This window comes from Streptomyces dysideae (assembly GCF_001514305.1).
Taxonomy (GTDB): domain Bacteria; phylum Actinomycetota; class Actinomycetes; order Streptomycetales; family Streptomycetaceae; genus Streptomyces; species Streptomyces dysideae.
In genome coordinates this window covers 1-18,796 of the sequence record NZ_KQ949125.1, presented here as the reverse complement: position 1 = coordinate 18,796, position 18,796 = coordinate 1, and the positions used below count along the sequence as shown (strand labels likewise).

17 protein-coding genes are annotated in these 18,796 nt (G+C 70.1%); 3 read left to right on the top strand and 14 right to left on the bottom strand.

Annotated features, from left to right (window positions below; all coding sequences use genetic code 11):
* Window positions 1-39: 39 nt before the first annotated feature.
* From AQJ91_RS44055 to AQJ91_RS44045, 3 genes are all read right to left on the bottom strand, one after another.
* Window positions 40-558, bottom strand: coding sequence for a cyclophilin-like fold protein (locus AQJ91_RS44055; protein ID WP_079085665.1), 519 nt, complete (start codon window positions 556-558; stop codon window positions 40-42).
* A gap of 9 nt (window positions 559-567) precedes the next feature.
* Window positions 568-1,239 (bottom strand): SDR family NAD(P)-dependent oxidoreductase, encoded by a 672-nt coding sequence (locus AQJ91_RS44050; protein WP_067034490.1) that lies wholly within the window; start codon window positions 1,237-1,239, stop codon window positions 568-570.
* Window positions 1,240-1,324: 85 nt separating this feature from the next.
* A complete protein-coding gene (locus AQJ91_RS44045) occupies window positions 1,325-2,338 on the bottom strand; it encodes a zinc-dependent alcohol dehydrogenase family protein (RefSeq protein ID WP_067034488.1) in 1,014 nt (337 codons plus the stop codon).
* A gap of 171 nt (window positions 2,339-2,509) precedes the next feature.
* Here AQJ91_RS44045 and AQJ91_RS44040 point away from each other — a divergent pair, with 171 nt between their 5' ends.
* On the top strand, window positions 2,510-3,391 hold the full coding sequence (locus AQJ91_RS44040; RefSeq protein WP_079085664.1) for a helix-turn-helix domain-containing protein: 882 nt from the start codon (window positions 2,510-2,512) through the stop codon (window positions 3,389-3,391).
* 93 nt (window positions 3,392-3,484) lie between these two features.
* On the opposite strand, the gene AQJ91_RS44035 is transcribed toward AQJ91_RS44040, so the two are convergent.
* The 7 genes from AQJ91_RS44035 to AQJ91_RS44005 all read right to left on the bottom strand — a co-directional run bounded on the left by AQJ91_RS44035 (window position 3,485) and on the right by AQJ91_RS44005 (window position 10,535).
* Window positions 3,485-4,222, bottom strand: coding sequence for an HAD family hydrolase (locus tag AQJ91_RS44035; protein WP_067034486.1), 738 nt, complete (start codon window positions 4,220-4,222; stop codon window positions 3,485-3,487).
* Window positions 4,219-5,028, bottom strand: coding sequence for a DeoR/GlpR family DNA-binding transcription regulator (locus AQJ91_RS44030; protein ID WP_067034483.1), 810 nt, complete (start codon window positions 5,026-5,028; stop codon window positions 4,219-4,221). Before AQJ91_RS44030 ends, AQJ91_RS44035 begins: the two co-directional genes overlap by 4 nt.
* Before the next feature lie 167 nt (window positions 5,029-5,195).
* On the bottom strand, window positions 5,196-6,230 hold the full coding sequence (locus tag AQJ91_RS44025) for a zinc-dependent alcohol dehydrogenase (RefSeq protein WP_067034479.1): 1,035 nt from the start codon (window positions 6,228-6,230) through the stop codon (window positions 5,196-5,198).
* A gap of 26 nt (window positions 6,231-6,256) precedes the next feature.
* Window positions 6,257-7,264, bottom strand: coding sequence for a zinc-dependent alcohol dehydrogenase family protein (locus AQJ91_RS44020; protein ID WP_067034477.1), 1,008 nt, complete (start codon window positions 7,262-7,264; stop codon window positions 6,257-6,259).
* On the bottom strand, window positions 7,261-8,145 hold the full coding sequence (locus AQJ91_RS44015; protein WP_079085662.1) for a carbohydrate ABC transporter permease: 885 nt from the start codon (window positions 8,143-8,145) through the stop codon (window positions 7,261-7,263). Before AQJ91_RS44015 ends, AQJ91_RS44020 begins: the two co-directional genes overlap by 4 nt.
* On the bottom strand, window positions 8,142-9,104 hold the full coding sequence (locus AQJ91_RS44010) for a carbohydrate ABC transporter permease (protein ID WP_067034474.1): 963 nt from the start codon (window positions 9,102-9,104) through the stop codon (window positions 8,142-8,144). The genes AQJ91_RS44015 and AQJ91_RS44010 overlap by 4 nt, the downstream gene beginning before the upstream one ends.
* 78 nt (window positions 9,105-9,182) lie before the next feature.
* Entirely contained in the window at window positions 9,183-10,535 is a 1,353-nt protein-coding gene (locus AQJ91_RS44005) for an ABC transporter substrate-binding protein (protein ID WP_067034471.1), read from the bottom strand.
* Between the two features lie 261 nt (window positions 10,536-10,796).
* Between AQJ91_RS44005 and AQJ91_RS44000 the strand changes: the two genes are divergently transcribed.
* A complete protein-coding gene (locus tag AQJ91_RS44000; protein WP_067034468.1) occupies window positions 10,797-11,783 on the top strand; it encodes a carbohydrate kinase family protein in 987 nt (328 codons plus the stop codon).
* A gap of 58 nt (window positions 11,784-11,841) precedes the next feature.
* Here AQJ91_RS44000 and AQJ91_RS54935 read toward each other — a convergent pair whose 3' ends face one another.
* The 4 genes from AQJ91_RS54935 to AQJ91_RS43985 form a co-directional block, all read right to left on the bottom strand.
* Window positions 11,842-12,336 carry an FGGY-family carbohydrate kinase gene (locus AQJ91_RS54935; protein ID WP_199848184.1) on the bottom strand — a complete coding sequence of 165 codons (495 nt, stop codon included), beginning with the start codon at window positions 12,334-12,336 and terminating at the stop codon, window positions 11,842-11,844.
* 12 nt (window positions 12,337-12,348) lie between these two features.
* The gene (locus AQJ91_RS43995) at window positions 12,349-13,335 is read right to left on the bottom strand and encodes an FGGY-family carbohydrate kinase (RefSeq protein ID WP_267891311.1); all 987 of its coding nucleotides are present in this window, start codon (window positions 13,333-13,335) and stop codon (window positions 12,349-12,351) included.
* A gap of 551 nt (window positions 13,336-13,886) precedes the next feature.
* Window positions 13,887-15,218, bottom strand: a complete 1,332-nt coding sequence (locus AQJ91_RS43990; protein ID WP_067034465.1) for a class I SAM-dependent RNA methyltransferase — start codon at window positions 15,216-15,218, stop codon at window positions 13,887-13,889.
* 74 nt (window positions 15,219-15,292) lie between these two features.
* Window positions 15,293-17,341, bottom strand: a complete 2,049-nt coding sequence (locus AQJ91_RS43985) for an APC family permease (protein WP_067034462.1) — start codon at window positions 17,339-17,341, stop codon at window positions 15,293-15,295.
* Between the two features lie 439 nt (window positions 17,342-17,780).
* On the opposite strand from AQJ91_RS43985, the gene AQJ91_RS43980 reads away from it, so the two are divergent.
* Window positions 17,781-18,796: homocysteine S-methyltransferase family protein (locus AQJ91_RS43980; RefSeq protein WP_199848182.1), on the top strand; the 1,016-nt coding region annotated here is incomplete at its 3' end.

The following is an 18,796-nucleotide window of genomic DNA, read 5'->3' as shown; positions in this document are numbered from 1 at the left end:
ATGTCAGGGGTGGGCGTGCAGGGCGAGCGGTGGGGCAGGTCAGGGCGCGGCTTCGATGGTGATCTCGTCGGCGGTGGCGAGCTGCTCGGCACCGCCGTCGGCCATGTGCCCGAGGGGGACCAGGCCGGCCGCGTACGGGGCGTCGCGGTAGTAGGTGGCGAGCTGGTTCCAGGGCGCGTAGTACGCCAGGTCACCGACCTCGGGGTCGGCGCCCTCCGGGGCGCCGGAGGTGGACAGTTCTCGCGGCAGGTCGGCGATCTTCTCGGCCTGGTGGAAGTCGCGCAGCGACAGGGTGAGGGGGAGCTGGGCGGCGAGGTCGCGGGCGGTGGCGCTGTCGTTCAGGGTGGCGGCGATGCGGTGGCCGTTGAGGGTGAGCCGGATGTTCATGGCGGTTGTCCTGCCGGGTGATGTGGTGGCGGCCGGTGCTGTCGAAGCCTGAGGCGATGCGGGACGGGAGGGGGCGGCGGCCGGGGAATCGTTGGTGCAGGCGGTCACGACCAGCAGCAGGGCGGCGGCCGGGACCACGCGGGCGAAAGCGCGAAGGGGTGCCGGGTTCACGAGGTCTTCCTATGGCTGGTCGGGCAGGGGCTCGGAGTAGTGGCGGAAGCCGTCCCGCTGCTGGTGGATGTCGTACAGCCGCTGTGCCAGCACCTCGGGGCTGCTGTGCTCGGCGTCGGGCCGGATGGCTCCGGGGATGATCAACTGGGCGGCATGGATGTTCTCCGCGGCGAGCGTGTCGTGCAGCATGCGGGCGTAGGCGCTCTCGGCGGCGAACGCGATCGAGGTGCCGGCCACGTTCGGGTTGGGGCGTACGGCGCTGGAGCCGTTGACGAACAGCAAGGTGCCGCGGCCCAGTTGCCGCATGCCGGGCAGGACTGCGTTCACGGCGGTGACGGGGCCCTTGACGGAGAAGGCGAGCGGGGCGTCGAGGTCGTCGACGCCGGTGTCGAGGACCGGCTTCATGAAGTCGGCGCGCGGCACGGGGCTGTACTGGAGGATCTCGATGGGGCCCAGGTCGGCCGCAGCCGCGTACAGGGCCGCGGTCAGCGACTCGATGTCGAGGACGTCGGCGGTGAAGCCGCGAGCCTGGATGTCGTCGCGGGCGAGGTCGGCGTTCAGGCCATCCAGCTTCTCCGCACTGCGGGCGATGAGGGCGACGGCGTGGCCGGTCGCTCCGAAACGGCGGGCGGTGGCGAGCCCGAGACCGGGGCCGGCGCCGACGAGGGCGAAGGTCGTCATGGTCAGTCCTTTGTGTGAGCGGGGTGGTTGCCGGTCCTGTGGCCGCACCGCCCGGGTGCGCCCCCGGGTGTGGACGTGATCGGGGTCAGGGCTTGAGGAGGGCCTTGACGGCGCGGCGCTCGTCCATCGTCTTGTAGCCCTCGGCGACCTGGTCCAGGGGCAGGGTGAGGTCGAAGACCTTGCCCGGGTTGATGCGACCGGTCAGGACGCGGTCGATCAGGTCGGGCAGGTAGCGGCGCACGGGTGCGGGGCCGCCGCGCAGGCCGACCTGGGAGAAGAACAGCTCCTCCCCGTCGACCTGCACCTCGTGCGGGACGCCGACGAAGCCGACGTTGCCGCCGGGCCGGGCGGAGTGCAGGGCCTGACGCATCGACTCGGCGGTGCCGACGCACTCCAGCACGGAGTCGGCGCCGATGCCGCCGGTGAGGTCCTTGACGCGGGCGATGCCTTCGTCGCCGCGTTCGCTGATGATGTCGGTGGCGCCGAATTCGAGGGCGAGCTTCTGCCGGCTCTCGTGGCGGCTCATGGCGATGATTCGCTCGGCCCCCAGTTCTTCGGCGGCGATGACGCCGCAGAGACCGACCGCTCCGTCGCCGACGACGGCGGTTGAGCCGGGCTTCACCTCCGCCGCGAGGGCCGCGTACCAACCGGTGCCCATCACGTCCGAGACGGCCAGCAGGCCGGGCACGAACGCGGCGTCCGGGTGCCCGTCGGTGGCGACGAGGGTGCCGTGGGCGTTGGGGATACGCACGTAGTCGGCCTGGCAGGTGCTCATGAACTCGCGGTGCAGACAGGAGGACTGCCAGCCGTTCAGGCAGTTCGCACAGGTGTTGTCCGAGGTGGCGAAGGAGCCGACCACGAACTGACCCGGCTCGACGTGGGTGACCTCGCCGCCCACCTCCTCGACGACGCCGACGTACTCGTGCCCCATCGGGTGCGGGTCGCCGATGGGTTCCGCACCGCGATACGGCCACAGGTCCGAGCCGCACACGCAGGTGGCGACCGTGCGGATCACCGCATCGGTCGGCTGGAGGATCTTCGGGTCGTCGAGGTTCTCGAAGCGCACGTCGCCGGGGGCGTAGATGACTGCTCCGCGCATGGGGGTGCTTCCTTCGGTGCGGGGATCGGTGAGCCGCAGACGGGGTCGGGCTCGGCTGCTCGATATCGAGCCTCACAGGCGAGGGCAGGGGCGAAAAGCGGCGAAAATCATCCCGGGAAGGGAACATCCTGGGAGTAGATTCTCCCCCCTTCACCGGGTGGGATCGATGTCATGCTGGGAAGCATGACCGCCAACGTCCCCCTCAATGAGCTGGGAGAATTCCTCAAGAAGCGCCGCTCCGAGCTGAGCCCGCGCACGGTCGGACTGCCCGAGACCGACAGGCCCCGCCGGGTGGAGGGGCTGCGCCGCGAGGAGGTCGCCCAGCTCGCCAGCATCAGCACCGACTACTACACCCGCCTCGAACAGGGCCGTATGCAGGCATCAGCACCCGTGCTGGACGTCCTCGCCCGCGTCCTCCGTCTGGATGACGACGAGCGCGGCTACCTCTTCCAGCTCGCGGGCAAGACCACCACCCGCACCCGGCGCCGCGGCCGGCAGAAGGTCCAGCCACAGTTGCAGCGGGTCCTGGACGACCTCACCGCCACTCCCGCCGTCGTGCAGGGCCGGCGCGGGGACATCCTGGCCTGGAACGCGCTGGCCGCCGCCCTGGTCACCGACTTCTCCCGCATCCCGGAAAGGCACCGCAACTACCCGCGGATCATCTTCACGGACCCGGCCATGCGCACCCTGTACGCCGACTGGGAGAGCTCCGCGCACATCGCCGTCGCCCAACTGCGCATGGAGGCCGCGAAGTATCCCGAGGACCCCCGCCTGATCGAGCTGGTGGGTGAACTGTCCCTGCGGGACAAGCAGTTCGCCAGATGGTGGGGCGATCACCACGTCGCCGCCCGCACCGTGGGCACGAAGACACTCAACCATCCCGTAGTCGGCGAACTCGTCCTGGACTGGGACACCCTCACCGCCAACACCGACCCCGACCAGCACCTCACCGTCTGGACCGCCGCACCCGGCTCCCCCACCCACGAACGGCTCCGCATCCTCGCCTCCTGGGCCGCCGACCAGGACCTGCCGGCCTCCTACCCCGTCGGCTGACCGCGCCGGCCGCCGCCATGGAGGCGGCCGACGGATCGCGCCGACGCCCTGATCCGTCGGGGCGGTTCCCCACACGCCCGTGGACCACCACGCTCAGACCACGAGCCGCTGCACGTCCATCAAGCCGCGCTCTCCGATGCGGTGTTCCGCCGGCAGGATGTAGGTACGCAGACCGCAGACGGCCGCGCCGCCGTCGCGGACCGGGTTGTCGCCGACCATGAGGGTGGCGCGGGGGTCCGCACCGAGGTCGGCACAGGCTTTGAGGAACAGCTGTGGGTCGGGCTTTTCCCGACCCTGCTCGTAGGAGATCACGCAGGTGTCGATCAAGGCGTCCAGCCCGTGGTGGGCGAGGTGGGTGCGCAGGTCCCAGGCGAAGTCGCTGACGACGGCGATGCGCAGTCCGCGCTGGTGCAGGGCACGCAGGACCGGTTCGGTGTCGGGATAGGGAACCCAGGCGTCCGGGGCGGTGAGTTCCCGGTAGGCCGCCTCCTCCGCGCCGCGCAGAAAGTCCACCTGTCCCCACCATCCCCACATGGCGCGGCGGTGCTGTGCGGAAGAGAGATCACGGCCTTCCTGGAGGGTGACGACGGAGGGCAGCCGGAAGGCGGCGCGCAACTGGTCGGAGATTTTGGCCACTGCGTCGGGCTCGTCCAGCACGGCCAGGCGGCCGGCTGCGGAGCCGACCCGCCGCAGCCACGTCTCCAGGTCGATCATCTGGAAGAGGGTGTTGCTGAAGTCGAACAGGACGGCCTGGACCGCGGGTACGGGTGCGGCCCTCTCGACGTCGCTGGGACGGTAGGCGCTGGGCGTTTCGAACAGGGTGTGGATCATGGGGAGGGCTCTTCGGGTTCGACCGTCTCGACGGGGACTTCGAGGCCGCGTATGGCCGCGAGCTCCGCGTCGGGGGTGCCGGTGTCGGTGATGACGGTGTGGTAGTCGGCCACGGACCCGTACTCGTACGTGGCGGTCTTGCCGAACTTCGAGTGGTCCACCAGGAGCAGCGCCTGTTCGGCGGAGGCGAGCATGGCCAGCTTGACCTCGACGTAGTCGTTCAGGGGGTGGAAGAGGCGTCCTTCCAGGACGGCGGTGGCGGACATCAGGGCGAGGTCGGCCCGGATCCGGGACAGGGACCGGGTGACGGTGGGGCCGGTGCAGGAGTTGAAGTCGCCGCGGTAGTGGCCGCCCAGCAGGGTGACGTTCACCGCGGGGGCGGCGGACCCGAGGCGCTGGGCGAGGCCGACCGAGTTGGTGACGACGTGCAGCTGATCCATCTCCGCCAGCGCCGGGACCAGGGGGAACAGGGTGGTCGAGTCCTCCATGAGCACCGTGCTGCCCGGCCTGATCCGGTCGGCGACGGCCGCGCACAGCGCGTTCTTGGCCGCGAGGGCGCTGTTCTCGCGGAAGCGGGTGGCCGTCTCCATGGTGAGGGCGGGGAAGGCGACGGCCCGGCCGCGTTCCTTGCGCAGCAGATGACGCCCGGTGAGGTCGTCGAGGTCCCGGTGCATCGTCATCAGACTGACGTCGAAGTGCCGGGCGAGGTCGTCGATGCGGGTCTCGCCGTGTTCGGCGACGTACCGCAGCACGGCCTGGCGCCGTTCCTCGACGGCCGCCTGTGACAGTCGCGTACGGGCGGTCACGGCGCCCCTCCTTCCCGGTTGCTCCGGTCTCGCAGTTTCCCACACGGACCGGTGCGGGTCGGGGCCCGTCCGGCTCGCGGGCGCCGGGCCGCTCGTGTGGCGGCGGCTACTGCGTACGACGTGCACATCTGTGTCCATATCGGCATCCACACCTGCATTGCCGTGGGCTACGGTCCGTCCACCGTGACCAGTACCTTGACCTGCTCGGGGTCGACGGATGCGGCGAACGCCTTGGCGGCATCCTCCAGCGGGTAGGTGGCGGTGACGATCTCGGCGGTGTCGATGGCGCCGGAAGAGATCAGGGACATCGCGGTGCGGTAGTCGTCGCCGGTGTACATCAGGGTGCCCTCCATGCGGATCTCCCGGTCCTGGATCAGGTCGAGGCGGACCGGGGTGGTGCCGGCGGCGCCTACGCCGACGACGATGATCGTGCCGCCCTTGGTGACCAGGTCGGTGGCCTGGGCGATGGACTGTTCGCGCGCCACGCAGTCGAAGACCACGTCGGCCGGTCCGCCGAGCGCCGCGTGGGCCTGGTCGGCCAGGTCGGTGGCGTCGGCAGGCAGGGCCGTATCGGCTCCGAGACGCAGGGCGCGGTCCCGCTTGCCCGGCAGCAGGTCGGTGACGGCGATCTTCGCGGCGCCGGCGTGCCGGGCGGCGGCGAGGACGAGCAGACCGATGGGCCCGGCGCCGAGCACGACGACCGTGCGTCCGGTGAGGTCCCCGGCCTTCGCCACGGCGTGCACCGGGGTGGCCAGGGGTTCGACGAGGGCGGCCTCGATGTCGGTCATGCCGTCGGGGACGCGGTGGACGCGGTCGGCCGGGATGGTGAACAAGTCGGCCATGGCGCCGGGTGTCTGACAGCCGAAGACCTTCAGCTCCTGGCAGATGTTGTAGCGGCCGGAGCGGCACTGGGGGCACCGACCGCAGTACAGGTTGGGCTCGATGATCACCCGGTCTCCGGGCGCGAAGTCCTCGGCGCCCTTGCCTGCCGCGGCGACGACACCGACTGCCTCATGGCCGGGGCGGTAGGGCAGGTCGATGAAGGGGTGGTGGCCGGCCACCGCATGGGTGTCGGAGCCGCACACGCCGACGACGGTGGTGCGCAGCAGGAGTTCGTCGTCGCCGGGTACGGGGGCGGGCACCTCCTCGAGGGTGATGTCGTCGAGGGAGCGGACGAGAACGCGGCGGATCTGCTCGGTCATGTGGGGGTTCCGTTCGGTTCGGGCGTTCACGCGGTGGCGAGGCCGAGCTGGATCTGGATCTTGCGGCCGATGCCTGCCTGGAAGCGGGCGACGGCGTCCGGGAACGCCGCCAGGGGAAGGCGGTCACTGATGAAGACGCGGGGGTCGATGACACCGGTGGCGAAGAGGTCCGCCGCGCGTTCGAAGCTGTGCAGGACCGCCATGGAGCCGGTGATCGTGATCTCCTGGTTGTAGATCCTGTACGGCTCGATGGTGGCCCGTGCGGCGTAGTCGGCGACCCCGAACTGCAGGTACGTGCCCCCTTTGCCCACCCGGCCGAGGGCATCCTGAATGGCTTTCGCGTTTCCGGTGGCGTCGACGACCAGATCCCATCCGTAGGGCGGCCGGTCGAGCTCGTCGGCGGACGCGGCACCGGCGGAGCAGCCCAATTGCCATGCCGTGGCCAGGCGTTCGGCGTTGATGTCGACGATGTCGACGCTCGCGGCGCCGGTGGCCTTGGCGAGCTGGAGCATCATCAGGCCCATGGTTCCGGCGCCGTAGACGAGCACGCGGGAGGCGAGGCGGCTGCGCAGGACGTCGTGGCCGCGCACCGCGCAGGACAGCGGCTCGATCAGGGCCGCGTCCTGGGCGTCCACGTGGTCGGGCAGTCGTACGCAGTTGGCGACGGGCGCCACGGCGTACTCGGCGGCGGCGCCCGGGTGGGTGACTCCGATGGCGGCCCAGCGTTCGCAGAGGTTGTTGTGGCCGAGGCGGCAGTAGCGGCACTCGAAGCAGTACAGCGACGGGTCCACGGCGACCTGGTCGCCGAGCGCGAGTTCGGTGACCTCGCTACCGAGGGCCACGACCTGCCCGGCGAACTCGTGGCCGGGGATGATGGGCAGCTTCGGGGCGAACTCCCCCTGGAGGATGTGCAGATCTGTGCCGCACAGCCCGGTGGCCGCGACCTCGACGACGACCTCGCGCGGGCCGGGAGCGGGGTCGTCGACCGTGGCGATCTCGATACTGCTGGGCTGGGTGATGACGGCCGCCCTCACTTCACCGCTCCCAGCGACAGGCCGCGGACGAGCTTGTCCTGGGCGGCGAAACCGGCGATGAGGACGGGCAGCGAGACCAGGGTGGCCGCCGCGCACAGCCGGGCCAGGAACAGGCCCTCGTTGGTGATGAAGCCGACCAGGAACACCGGCGCGGTGGACGCCTGCGTGGCGGTGAGGTTCACGGCGAACATGAACTCGTTCCAGCTGAAGATGAAGCAGATCAGCGAGGTGGCGGCGAGTCCGGGCATGGCGACCGGCGCGACCACCCGCCACAGCACGGTGAGCAGGCCCGCGCCGTCGACCTCGGCCGCCTCCAGGATCTCCTTGGGGACCTCGGCGAGGAAGGAGCGCATCATCCATACCGCGATCGGCAGGTTCATGGCGGTGTAGAGGACGACCAGCGTCCACACGTTGTCCAGCATCCCGGCGTCCTTGACGATCAGGTACACCGGCAGCAGGGCCGCGATGGCCGGGAGGAACTTGGTGGACAGGAAGAAGAACATCACGTCGGTCCACTTCTCGACCGGCTTGATGGACAGCGCGTAGGCCGCCGGCACCGCCAGGGCGAGGACCAGCAGCGTCGAAAGAACACTGGCCATGACCGAGTTGAGAAGGAACGGGGTGATGTCCCGGCTGAACAGCAGCTCGTACTGGTCGAAGGTGAGCGGCGCGAACGGGGTCGGCGGGTTGGTCGCCGCGTCGGCCTCCTGGTGAAAGGAGGTGAGGACCATCCAGGCCACTGGCGCGAAGAAGGCCAGGGTGGCGAGCCAGGCGACGAACGTCCACAGCGGCGACAGCTTGGGCGCACCGCCACGGTCGTCCTTACGGCGAAGGAGCTTCTTGAACCTCGTCCCGGGCGCGGCGACTGCTGCATGGGTCATCGGGAAACCTCCTCGCGGAACAGCGACGCGATGGTGCGCAGCGCGAAGGTCGCGATGACGAACGCGCCGAGGACGACGACGACACCGGCGGCGGCTGCCTCGCCGTACTCGTATTTGCGGAACATGGTCAGGTAGATCTCGTAGGGCAGGTTGGTGGTCTGGGAGCCGGGGCCGCCCTGGGTGATGGTGAAGACCGCGTCGAAGGTCTGCACGACGTAGATCGTGCCGAGCAGGACGCCCAGCTCGATGTACTGGCGCAGGTGCGGCAGCGTGATGTGGCGGAAGGTCTGCAGCGCGGAGGCGCCGTCCATGCGGGCCGCCTCCAGGACGTCACCGGGCTGCGCCTGCAGGCCGGCCAGGAGGATCAGCATCATGAACGGGGTCCACTGCCAGACCAGCGAGACCACGACGGCGGGCATCGGGTAGGAGGAGATCCAGTCGACCGTGGGGCCGTTGTCCGCGCCGAAGAGCCGGTAGACGGCGTTGAGGGTGCCGTTGAGCAGTCCGTAGTCGGGGTTGTAGATGGCGTGCTTCCACAAAAGCGCCGCCGCGACCGGCATGACCAGGAACGGGGCGATGAGCAGGGTGCGCGCCAGCCCGCGGCCGGCGAAGCGGCGGTCGAGGAGCATCGCCAGGCCGAGTCCGAGGATCACGCTGATGATCACCACCGAGGCGGTGAGCACGACGGTGTTGAGCACGGCCGTGCGCAGCCGCTCGTCGGTGAAGACGAACGAGAAGTTGGACAGGCCGACGAAGTGCCTCTCGCCCGGCTTGAGGATGTTCCACTGGAAGGTGGAGATGATCAACGTGGCCACGAAGGGCAGCTGCGTGACGACGATGGTGAAGATCAGCGCGGGCAGCAGCGGGATGCGGCGCTTCCACTTGGCGGCCGTGCCTGAGGACTTCCGGGTACGGACGGGTGGGGGTGCTGTCTTGGGGGGTGCGGTGAGCGTGGTCATGAATGGTTCCTCTGCCGGTGAAGGCCGGGGTTGGGGAAGCGGCGCCCGGCCGGCACGAGGCCGGCCGGGCGCTGAAGGTCACTTCTGGTAGGTCTTGGCGACTTCTTCGGCCAGCTTCTGGCCGTCGTCGAGGGCCTTGTCCACGCTGGTCTTGCCGGCGATGGCGGCGGAGATCTCCTGGGTGACCTTGGTGCCCAGGTCCTGGAACTCGGGGATGGCCACGTACTGGATGCCCACGGTCGGCCGGGGCTGGACGCCCGGGTTGGCCGGGTCGGCGCCCTCGATGGACTTCAGGGTGATGTCACCGAAGGAGGCGGCGGCCTTCTTGTACTCCGGGATCTCGTACGTGCTGGCCCGCTTGCCGGCCGGTACACGCGACCAGCCGAGCTTCTCGCCGACGAGGTTCTCGTACTTCTTGCTGGAGGCCCACAGCATGAACTTCGAGGCCGCGTCGGCGTTCTTCGTGGTCTTGGGCATGGCCCACGACCAGGCCCACAGCCAGCCGCTGCTGTCCGTCTTGACGGTCGGTGCGTAGGCGTAGCCGACGTTGCCGGCGATCTTGCTGGAGGCGGGGTCCTCCAGCGACCCGGCCGCGCTGGTCGCGTCGTACCACATGGCGACCTTCTTCTGGCTCAGCGCGTTCAGGCACTCGGTGAACCCGGCCTGCGGGGCGCCCGCCTCACCGTGCTCGCGGACCAGGTCGACGTAGAACTTCGTGGCCTCCTTGAAGCCGCCGCTGTTGACCTGCGCCTTCCAGTCCTCGGTGAACCAGGTGCCGCCGAAGGTGTTGACCATGGACGTCAGCGGCGCACCCAGCTCCCCCCAGCCGGCCAGACCGCGCAGGCAGATGCCCTTCATTCCCGGCTCGGCGCCGTCGACCTCGGCCGCGATGTCGGCGATCTGCTGCCAGGTCGGCCGTTCGGGCACCGTGATGCCCTTCGCCTTCATGACGTCCTTGTTGTACATGAGCATCGAGGACTCGCCGTAGAACGGCAGGGCGTAGAGCTTGCCGTCCGAGCCCGTCAGCGACTGCACCATTGGCTTGAGCAGGTCGGCCTTGTCGAAGCCGGTGTCCTTGTCGGCGTACGAGCCCAGGTCGTGCAGCCAGCCGTTCTTCTCCCAGATGGGCACCTCGTAGGCGCCGATGGTGGCGACGTCGTACTGGCCGGCCTGGGTGGCGATGTCCTGGGTGACTTTGTCGCGCAGCTCGTTCTCGGGAAGGATCGTGAAGTTGACCTTGATCCCGGTGTCCTCGGTGAAGTTGTCCTTGGTCAGCTTCGCGATGTCCTCCATCTGCGGGTTGCCGACCATCAGGACGTTGATGCTCTTCCCTCCGCCCGAGGACCCGCCCGCTCCGGCTCCGGAACAGGCGGTGGCGAGCAGGGCGGTGGCGGCGGCGCCGGCTATGAGGGCGTATCTGGTCGATGCCATGTGACGGGGGGCCTCTCGTGCTGGTTCGCCGGGACCTCGACTGAGGCGCGGCGGGTCGAGCAGGGGTGTGGATGCGTCCTTGGGGAGTCGGGCGCGTTTCGATGGCCGAATTATTAGCAGGAGACTGCGCCGTTGTTAACACATCTTGCGAGAAATTCTCTTCGAACTTATCGTCAAGCGTTCTCTGCGGGGCTACGGGACTCCACCGAACAGCCCAGCCCCAGCCCTCGAACGTGCCGCCGCCATCCCCGAGGAACCCACATGAGCGCCAGACCGGAACCCGCAGACCAGCCTGCCGTCGTCGTCGCCGGAGACGCGCTGGTGGACCTCACCCCTGCCCGTACGGCCGATGGTGCCGCGGCCTTCCAGCCGCGCCCGGGCGGCTCCTGCCTCAACGTCGCCGCCGGTCTCGGCCGACTCCGAGTCCCCACGGCACTGCTCGCGCGCCTCTCCGACGACCGCTTCGGCGATCTCCTGCGCGCGCACCTCGCGGCATCCGGCACCCGGCTCACCCATGCGCTGCCCGCGTCCGAACCCACCACTATCGCAGCCGTGCAGCTGCGCGAGGACGGGTCGGCCGCCTACTCCTTCCACGCGAACGGCACCGCCGACCGCGGCCTGCGCCCCGAACACCTCGCTGCTCTCCCGGACGGCGGCGCGCTGCCCGCGGGGACGGCTCTGCACCTCGGGTCGCTGGGTCTGTTGCTCGAACCCCTGGCCTCCACGCTCGACGGACTGATTCGCCGGGAGGCGGGCCGGCGGCTGGTGTCCCTCGACCCGAACGTGCGGCCGGGCCTGGTCACCGACCGCGCCGCCTATCTCCGGCGATTCGCCGAGTGGGTGGCGCTCGCCGACGTGGTGAAGGCGAGCGACGAGGACATGGCATGGCTCCACCCGCATGAGCCGTACGAGGCGGTGGCCGAACGCTGGCTCGCGTCAGGCGCGGGACTCGTCCTGATCACGTTCGGCTCCCAGGGCGCCTGGGCCATCGGCCGCGACGCCCGCGTCCATGTGCCGGCCCCGGCGGTCCGGGTCGTCGACACGGTAGGAGCGGGCGACGCCTTCACCGCCGGAGTGCTCGCCCATCTGCACCACACCGGCCGACTCAGCCGCGACGGCGTCGACCACCTCGCCGCCGGCGAGCTTGCCCGGCTGCTGTCGTACGCCGTGGACATCGCGGCCGACACCTGCACCCGCGCCGGTGCCCAGCCGCCGTACCGCTACGACGGCGCGCCGACCCCCGTGTAGCGGCAGCGGCAGCGCCTGGATGCCCGTCGATCCCTCACGTCGCGGGCGTGTCCGGCACTCACTCCGGAGCCTCGGGCGCGTCCAAGCGGGCCCAGACCGGTCCGAGAGCCTCCAACGCCTCCCGGTACACCTGGTACGCCTCGTCGAGTACGGCGACCCGGTCGGGGCGGGGTTCGTGGCGCCTGAGTACGGCGGCGGTGACGCGCGGGTCCGTCACGTCGTCGAGCATTCCGACGGCGGTGGCGGCGAGCAGAGCCGCTCCCCGGGCCGCGCTCTCCTGCACATCGGTCACCACCACCGGCCGTCGCAGCGCGTCTGCGAACATCTGGCTCCACACCGCGCTGTGGGCGGCGCCGCCGGTCAGCCGGGCCGCCGCCCCGGTGACCGGCAGCTTCGAGCAGAGCGCGTCGACGTGCCAGCGGTGATTGAGGACCACCCCTTCCATCAGGGCCCGCAGCACGTGGCCGCGGCCGTGCCAACCGCGAAGGCCGAGGAACGTCCCGGACGCGGGATGCGGGTGCGGAGAGCCGTAGACGAACGGGTGGAACAGCACCTCCGACGGACCCTACAGGCACGCCTCGACCTCGCGGCCGATCGCCTCGTGGACGCCGTACCGCTGGTCGGCCGGCGCGCCCGTGACCCGCAGGAACCACTCCAGGTTCGCCACCGACGCGGGTGAGGTGGACATGCTCATCCACTGCCCCGGCCGGACGAAGTGACGGACCTGCCAGCGCGGATCGACCACCGGACGCTCACTGACCACCTGGTTGATGCTGAACGACCCGGCGATCAGGCACAGCTCGCCCGGCGTCGTGCCGCCGATCCCGAGCGCGGCGGCATCGACGTCATGGGCGCCCGTGACGACGGGCGTGCCGGCGATGAGCCCAGTGAGCGCCGCGGCCTCACGGGTGACGGTTCCGCTCACCGCGTCGCAGGCCAGCACGGGCGGCAGCAGACGAGCGAGCGCGCCGAGGCCGTACAGATCGAGCAGCTCCGGCGAGTAGCCGCCCCGACGCAGGTCGGTGAACGAGGCACTGGCGTCCGTCGGATCGGTGGCCACCGCGCCCGTCAGTCTCAGGCGCAGCCAGTCCTTGCAGGACAACAGCCAACGGGCCTGCACAAGCGCTCCCGGCTCGTGGCGGGCGAGCCAGGCCAGCAGGGCGGCCGGGGAACCAGCGAACGGCACAGTGCCCGACAACTCCAGCGCGCGCGACCAGACCGGAGTGCGCCGCCACTCCACCAGCATTGGTTCGGCGCGCGTGTCCATCGCCACGATGCCGGCGCGCACCGGCCGGCCGAACTCGTCGACGGCGTACAGGCCGTCGCCGTGCCCGGCCAGTCCCACCGCGGCGACGGCTCGCCCCGCGTCCGGCCCCGCCTCGGCGAGACAGGCGGCGATGGCCTGGAACGCCGTCCGCCACACGTCGTCCATATCCCTCTCCACCCAATGGGGTTGAGGGGTCTTCAGGGGCACTGGGCCGCTGCCCCGCGCCACCGCTCGGCCGGTGGCATCGAACAACACGGCCTTGGTCACGGTATGGCCCGCGTCCACACCGAGCACCAGTCCACGCGCCACAGCTCACACCCGCCCCAGGCCGCAGGCAGTGTCCGTCGCGGCGCACCGGCCGGTCGCCGCGAGTCCGGCGACGAGCCACGCCGAACGCAGCGTCGTGGTCGCGCCGGAGCCCTTTCGTTGCCGCTCAGTCAACGCCGCGCCCCGGTCCGAAACGGGCCGCACACCTCTGCCAGGGCGTCGACGTACCCGGCGGGGTGCATCGATCACCGATGACCAGAACGCACACCGGGGTCTCCTCGCGTGCCGAAGCCACCATCCACCGGGCCGATCGTCCCACGTAGCCGGTCGACGCGCCCTGACCGTCATCCGTCAGTCCGACGGCGTTGCTCTTCTTCCTTTGATGCGCCTTGAATGGGCGTCATCTGAGCGTCAAGAGTTTTGAGCGATGCCACGGCGCTCGGGCGACTCAGACCGCGCCCGGCTACAAAACCACAGATCAGCGCCTGCACGATGCGCGAACCGTCCGCTCGACCCGCTGCATGAAGGAAAACAGGTAGAGCCGACGCCTGAGTCAGGAAACGGGCAGGTCAGACGCCCTTCGCCGCAGGTTCCAAAATCGCCACACATTCCACATGCGAGGTCATCGGGAAGAGATCGAACACCCGCAACATCCGCACTCGATACCCCCCGTCCCGGAAGTACGCCAGATCCCGAGCCAACGCGGCCGGATCACACGCGACATACGCGATCCGCCGCGCCCCCAGCGACGCCAGATGCGCCACCGTCTTCCGCCCCGCCCCCGCCCGCGGCGGGTCGAGGACGATCAGGTCGACCTCGGTGATACCCGTGCGCGGCAGAACGACGTCGACCTTGCCCTGCTCGATACGTACGCGGTCGAAGTCGGCGAGGTTGTGCCGGGCGTCCTCCACCGCGCGCTTGCCGGTCTCGATGCCGAGGACCGCGCCCTGGTCGCCGAGCCGGTCCGCCAGCGCGCCCGCGAACAGGCCCACACCGCAGTACAGGTCCAGCGCCATCTCGCCCTTGCGGGGCAGCAGACCCTGCATGACCGCCGTCACCAGCGTGTCCGCCGCCTTCGGGTGCACCTGCCAGAAGCCGCCGCTGCCGACACGGTACGTACGGCCGTCCGCGCGCTCCCGGACGAAGGGGCGGCCGTGGACGCGGTGGACGCCGCCGTCCTTCTCCTCGACCCGCATCACGGAGACCGGCCGGTCCAGCTCGACCAGGGGCAGGCGTGCGCCCGGCCGCGGCGTCAGGATCACCTGCCGGTCCTGCGAGCCGGTCGCCGCGATCGCCTCGACGGACTCCATGCCGGTCCAGTCACGCTTCTCGACGCCGAGCTCGCTGACCCCCTCGGCAGCGATCAGGCAGTGGTCGATGGGCTCGACCTCGTGCGAGCGGTGCCGACGCAGCCCGGCCCGGCCGGTGTCGGCGTCCACGGCGTACTGCACCCGCGTCCGCCACTGCGGCACCTGCCCGGCGGGCAGCTTGTCGCCCTCGGCCGGCATCACCGTGCCGTCCCAGCCGACGTCCTCCGGTGTGAGACCGGCGAGCCGCTGCAACTGTTCGGTGACGACCTCGCCCTTCATCCGGCGCTGCGCCCCCGGCTTGGCGTGCTGCCAGTCGCAGCCGCCGCAGCGGCCGGGGCCGGCGTAGGGGCAGGGCGCCTCGATGCGGTCCTTGGACGGCGACAGCACCTCCACCGCGTCGGCGCGCAGGAAGCGGTCGCCCTCCTCGCCCTCGGTCACCCGGGCCACGACCCGCTCGCCGGGCAGCGTGTGCCGGACGAACAGCACCTGGCCGTCATCGGTACGGGCGATGCAGTGCCCGCCGTGGGCGACGGGGCCGATCTCGACCTCGCACTCCTCCCCCACCAGCGACTTCTTCGGTTCTGCCTGCATGGTGGGGTGACTCCAGAGAAGAGAAAGGGAACGAGCGGACAACAGCCCACCAGTCTACGGGCTCACCGCACGGGTCAGTCCTTCCCGCTGGCCTCCTTGGGCCGCTCCTGCGCCGGACCGCGCCGCACCGCCCCCGGGGCGTTCCACTCCTGCCGCTTGCGCTCCCGGATCTTCGCCGCCTCCGAGGACTGCAGCTGGTACGGCACCGAGGTCACCATGACACCGGGCGTGAACAGCAGCCGGCCCTTCAGCCGGAGCGCGCTCTGGTTGTGCAGCAGTTGCTCGTACCAGTGGCCGACGACGTACTCGGGGATGATCACGGACACCGCATCGCGCGGCGACTCCTTGCGCAGCCCCTTCACGTACTCGACGATCGGCCGCGTGATCTCGCGGTACGGCGAGTCGAGCACCTTCAGCGGTACGTCGATCCCGCGCCGTTCCCACTCCTCGCGCAGCGCCTTGGTCTCCGCCGGGTCGACGTTGACGCTGAGCGCCTCCAGGGTGTCCGAGCGCATCAGCTTGGCGTAGGCGAGGGCCCGCAGCGTCGGCCGGTGGATCTTGGAGACCAGCACGACGGAGTGCACCCGGGAGGGCCGGACGCTGTCGTCGCTGGGGCCCTCGGGCGCCGCGATCTCCTCGGAGACGCGGTCGTAGTGCTTCCGGATCGCGGTCATGATCGCGTAGAAGATCACCATGCCGACCAGGGACACCCAGGCACCGTGCTCGAACTTGGTGACCAGGACGACCACCAGCACCAGGCCGGTGAAGAAGGCGCCGAACGTGTTGATCGCGCGCGAGCGGATCATGCGGCGGCGCTTGGCCGGATCCGTCTCGTTGGCCAGGTGGCGGTTCCAGTGGCGGACCATGCCGGTCTGGCTGAGCGTGAAGGAGACGAAGACACCGACGATGTACAGCTGGATCAGGCGGGTGGAGTCGGCGTTGTAGACGATCACCAGCAGAGTGGCCGCGCCCGCCAGCAGCACGATGCCGTTGGAGAAGGCGAGCCGGTCACCGCGGGTGTGCAGCTGGCGCGGCAGGTAGCGGTCCTGGGCGAGGATCGAGCCGAGCAGCGGGAAGCCGTTGTAGGCGGTGTTGGCCGCGAGGAACAGCACCAGCGCGGTGGCCGCGGCGAGCAGGATGAAGAAGAAGGTTCCGTCGCCGAAGACAGCGGCCGCCACCTGGGAGATCACCGGGTTCTGCACATAGTCGCCGCCCACCGGGACGCCGTCGCGCAGCAGGTCCGTCGCCGGGTTCTCCGCCATGTGCACATCGGTGGCGAGAGCCAGGCCGACGATGCCGCAGAACATGGACACCGCGAACAGGCCCATCATCGCGAGCGTGGTCGCCGCGTTCTTCGACTTCGGCTTGCGGAACGCGGGCACGCCGTTGCTGATCGCCTCGACGCCGGTGAGCGCGGCACAGCCGGAGGAGAAGGACCGCAGCAGCAGGAAGACGAGGGCGAAGCCCGCGAGGCCCTGGTGCTCGGACTCGATGTGCAGGTCCGACGTGGGCGCCTTCATGTCGTCGCCCAGCACCAGCCCGCGGAACGCGCCCCACGCGATCAGGGCGAAGACGCTGGTGACGAAGACGTACGTCGGGATCGCGAAGAGCTTGCCGGACTCCTTCACACCGCGCAGGTTCATCAGCGTCAGCAGCACGATGATGCCGACCGCGCAGAGCACCTTGTGCTCGACGAAGAAGGGGATGGCCGAGCCGAGGTTCTCCACCCCGGAGGAGATCGAGACGGCCACCGTGAGCACGTAGTCGACTAGCAGGGCACTGGCGACCGTCAGCCCGGCCTTGGGGCCGAGGTTGGTGTTGGCCACCTCGTAGTCGCCGCCACCGCTCGGATAGGCGTGCACGTTCTGCCGGTACGACGCCACCACGGTGAACATCAGGATGACGACCGCGACCGCGATCCAGGGGGCGAAGTGGTACGCCGACACACCCGCGATGGACAGGACCAGCAGCACCTCGCCGGGCGCGTACGCCACGGAGGACAGCGGGTCGGAAGCGAAGACGGGGAGGGCGATGCGTTTCGGCAGGAGCGTTTCGCCCAGCCGGTCACTGCGCAGTGCGCGCCCGATCAGGATCCGTTTGGGCACGTCGGTCAGTTTGGACACAACAGAGGATCGTAGGCGTTCGATTGCGAGGCCGCTCACCCGCCACCCCACATCCGCACGCGGTCGCCTCCCCGCCCCCTCCTCGCCCGTGTCCCCGTCTGGTCCCCGTCTGCCCTCCGGGTGAAATCGGGAGCCGGTCCGGCTACGGATTCCGCAGGTCGCGGCATCCGCATGCCTATATAACTGAATCCCGCCCGTTTCCCCGGCTGTCGCCGCCCCCGGAGGTCCCATGCACACCACCGCAGAACTCATCGGCGCCGCAGCCGCCCTCGTCGGCCTCGGGATCCTCACCCTCGTCAGCGTCCGCAGCATCAGCCGCCGCTGATACGACCCATTTCTCGGGGGGTCGTGAAATCAGTCACGCCGAGTACGGTTGTACGGAGCTTGCCGTCACCGCGGCAGCTAAGCCGACAGCCGTCGCACTCGAGGGAGCCCTTATATGGCCTCGTCGCCACTGACCCCTTCCATCGACAGCCGGACCCGTGTGTCCGCCCTCCGCGAGGCGCTCGCCTCCCGTGTGGTGGTGGCCGACGGGGCGATGGGCACGATGCTCCAGGACCAGGAGCCGACCCTGGAGGACTTCCAGCAGCTGGAAGGCTGCAACGAGATCCTGAACCTGACGCGCCCGGACATCGTGCGCTCGGTGCACGAGGCGTACTTCGCGGTGGGCGTGGACTGCGTGGAGACGAACACCTTCGGCGCGAACCACGCGGCGCTGGCCGAGTACGAGATCGCGGACCGGGTCTTCGAACTGTCCGAGGCGGGCGCCCGTGTCGCCCGCGAGGTCGCGGACGAGTTCACGGCCTCGACCGGGCAGCAGCGCTGGGTCCTGGGCTCGATGGGACCGGGCACCAAGCTGCCGACGCTGGGCCACGCCCCGTACACCGTCCTGCGGGACGCGTACCAGCGGAACACCGAGGGCCTGGTCACGGGCGGCGCGGACGCGCTGCTGGTGGAGACGACGCAGGACCTGCTGCAGACCAAGGCGGCGGTGCTGGGCGCCAGGAAGGCCCTGACGGCGCTGGGCGTGGCGGTGCCCCTGATCGTGTCGGTGACGGTCGAGACGACCGGCACGATGCTGCTGGGCTCGGAGATCGGCGCCGCCCTGACGGCGCTGGAGCCGCTGGGCATCGACATGATCGGCCTCAACTGCGCGACCGGTCCGGCCGAGATGAGCGAACACCTGCGCTATCTGTCCCGCCACTCCCGCATCCCGCTGTCCTGCATGCCGAACGCGGGCCTGCCGGTCCTGGGCAAGGACGGCGCCCACTATCCGCTCACGGCGGAGGAACTCGCCGACGCCCAGGAGAACTTCGTCCGCGGCTACGGCCTGAACCTGGTCGGTGGCTGCTGCGGCACCACCCCCGAGCACCTGCGGCAGGTCGTCGAGCGGGTACGTGGACTGGCGCCGGGCACGCGGGATCCACGCCCCGAGCCGGGGGCCGCCTCTCTCTA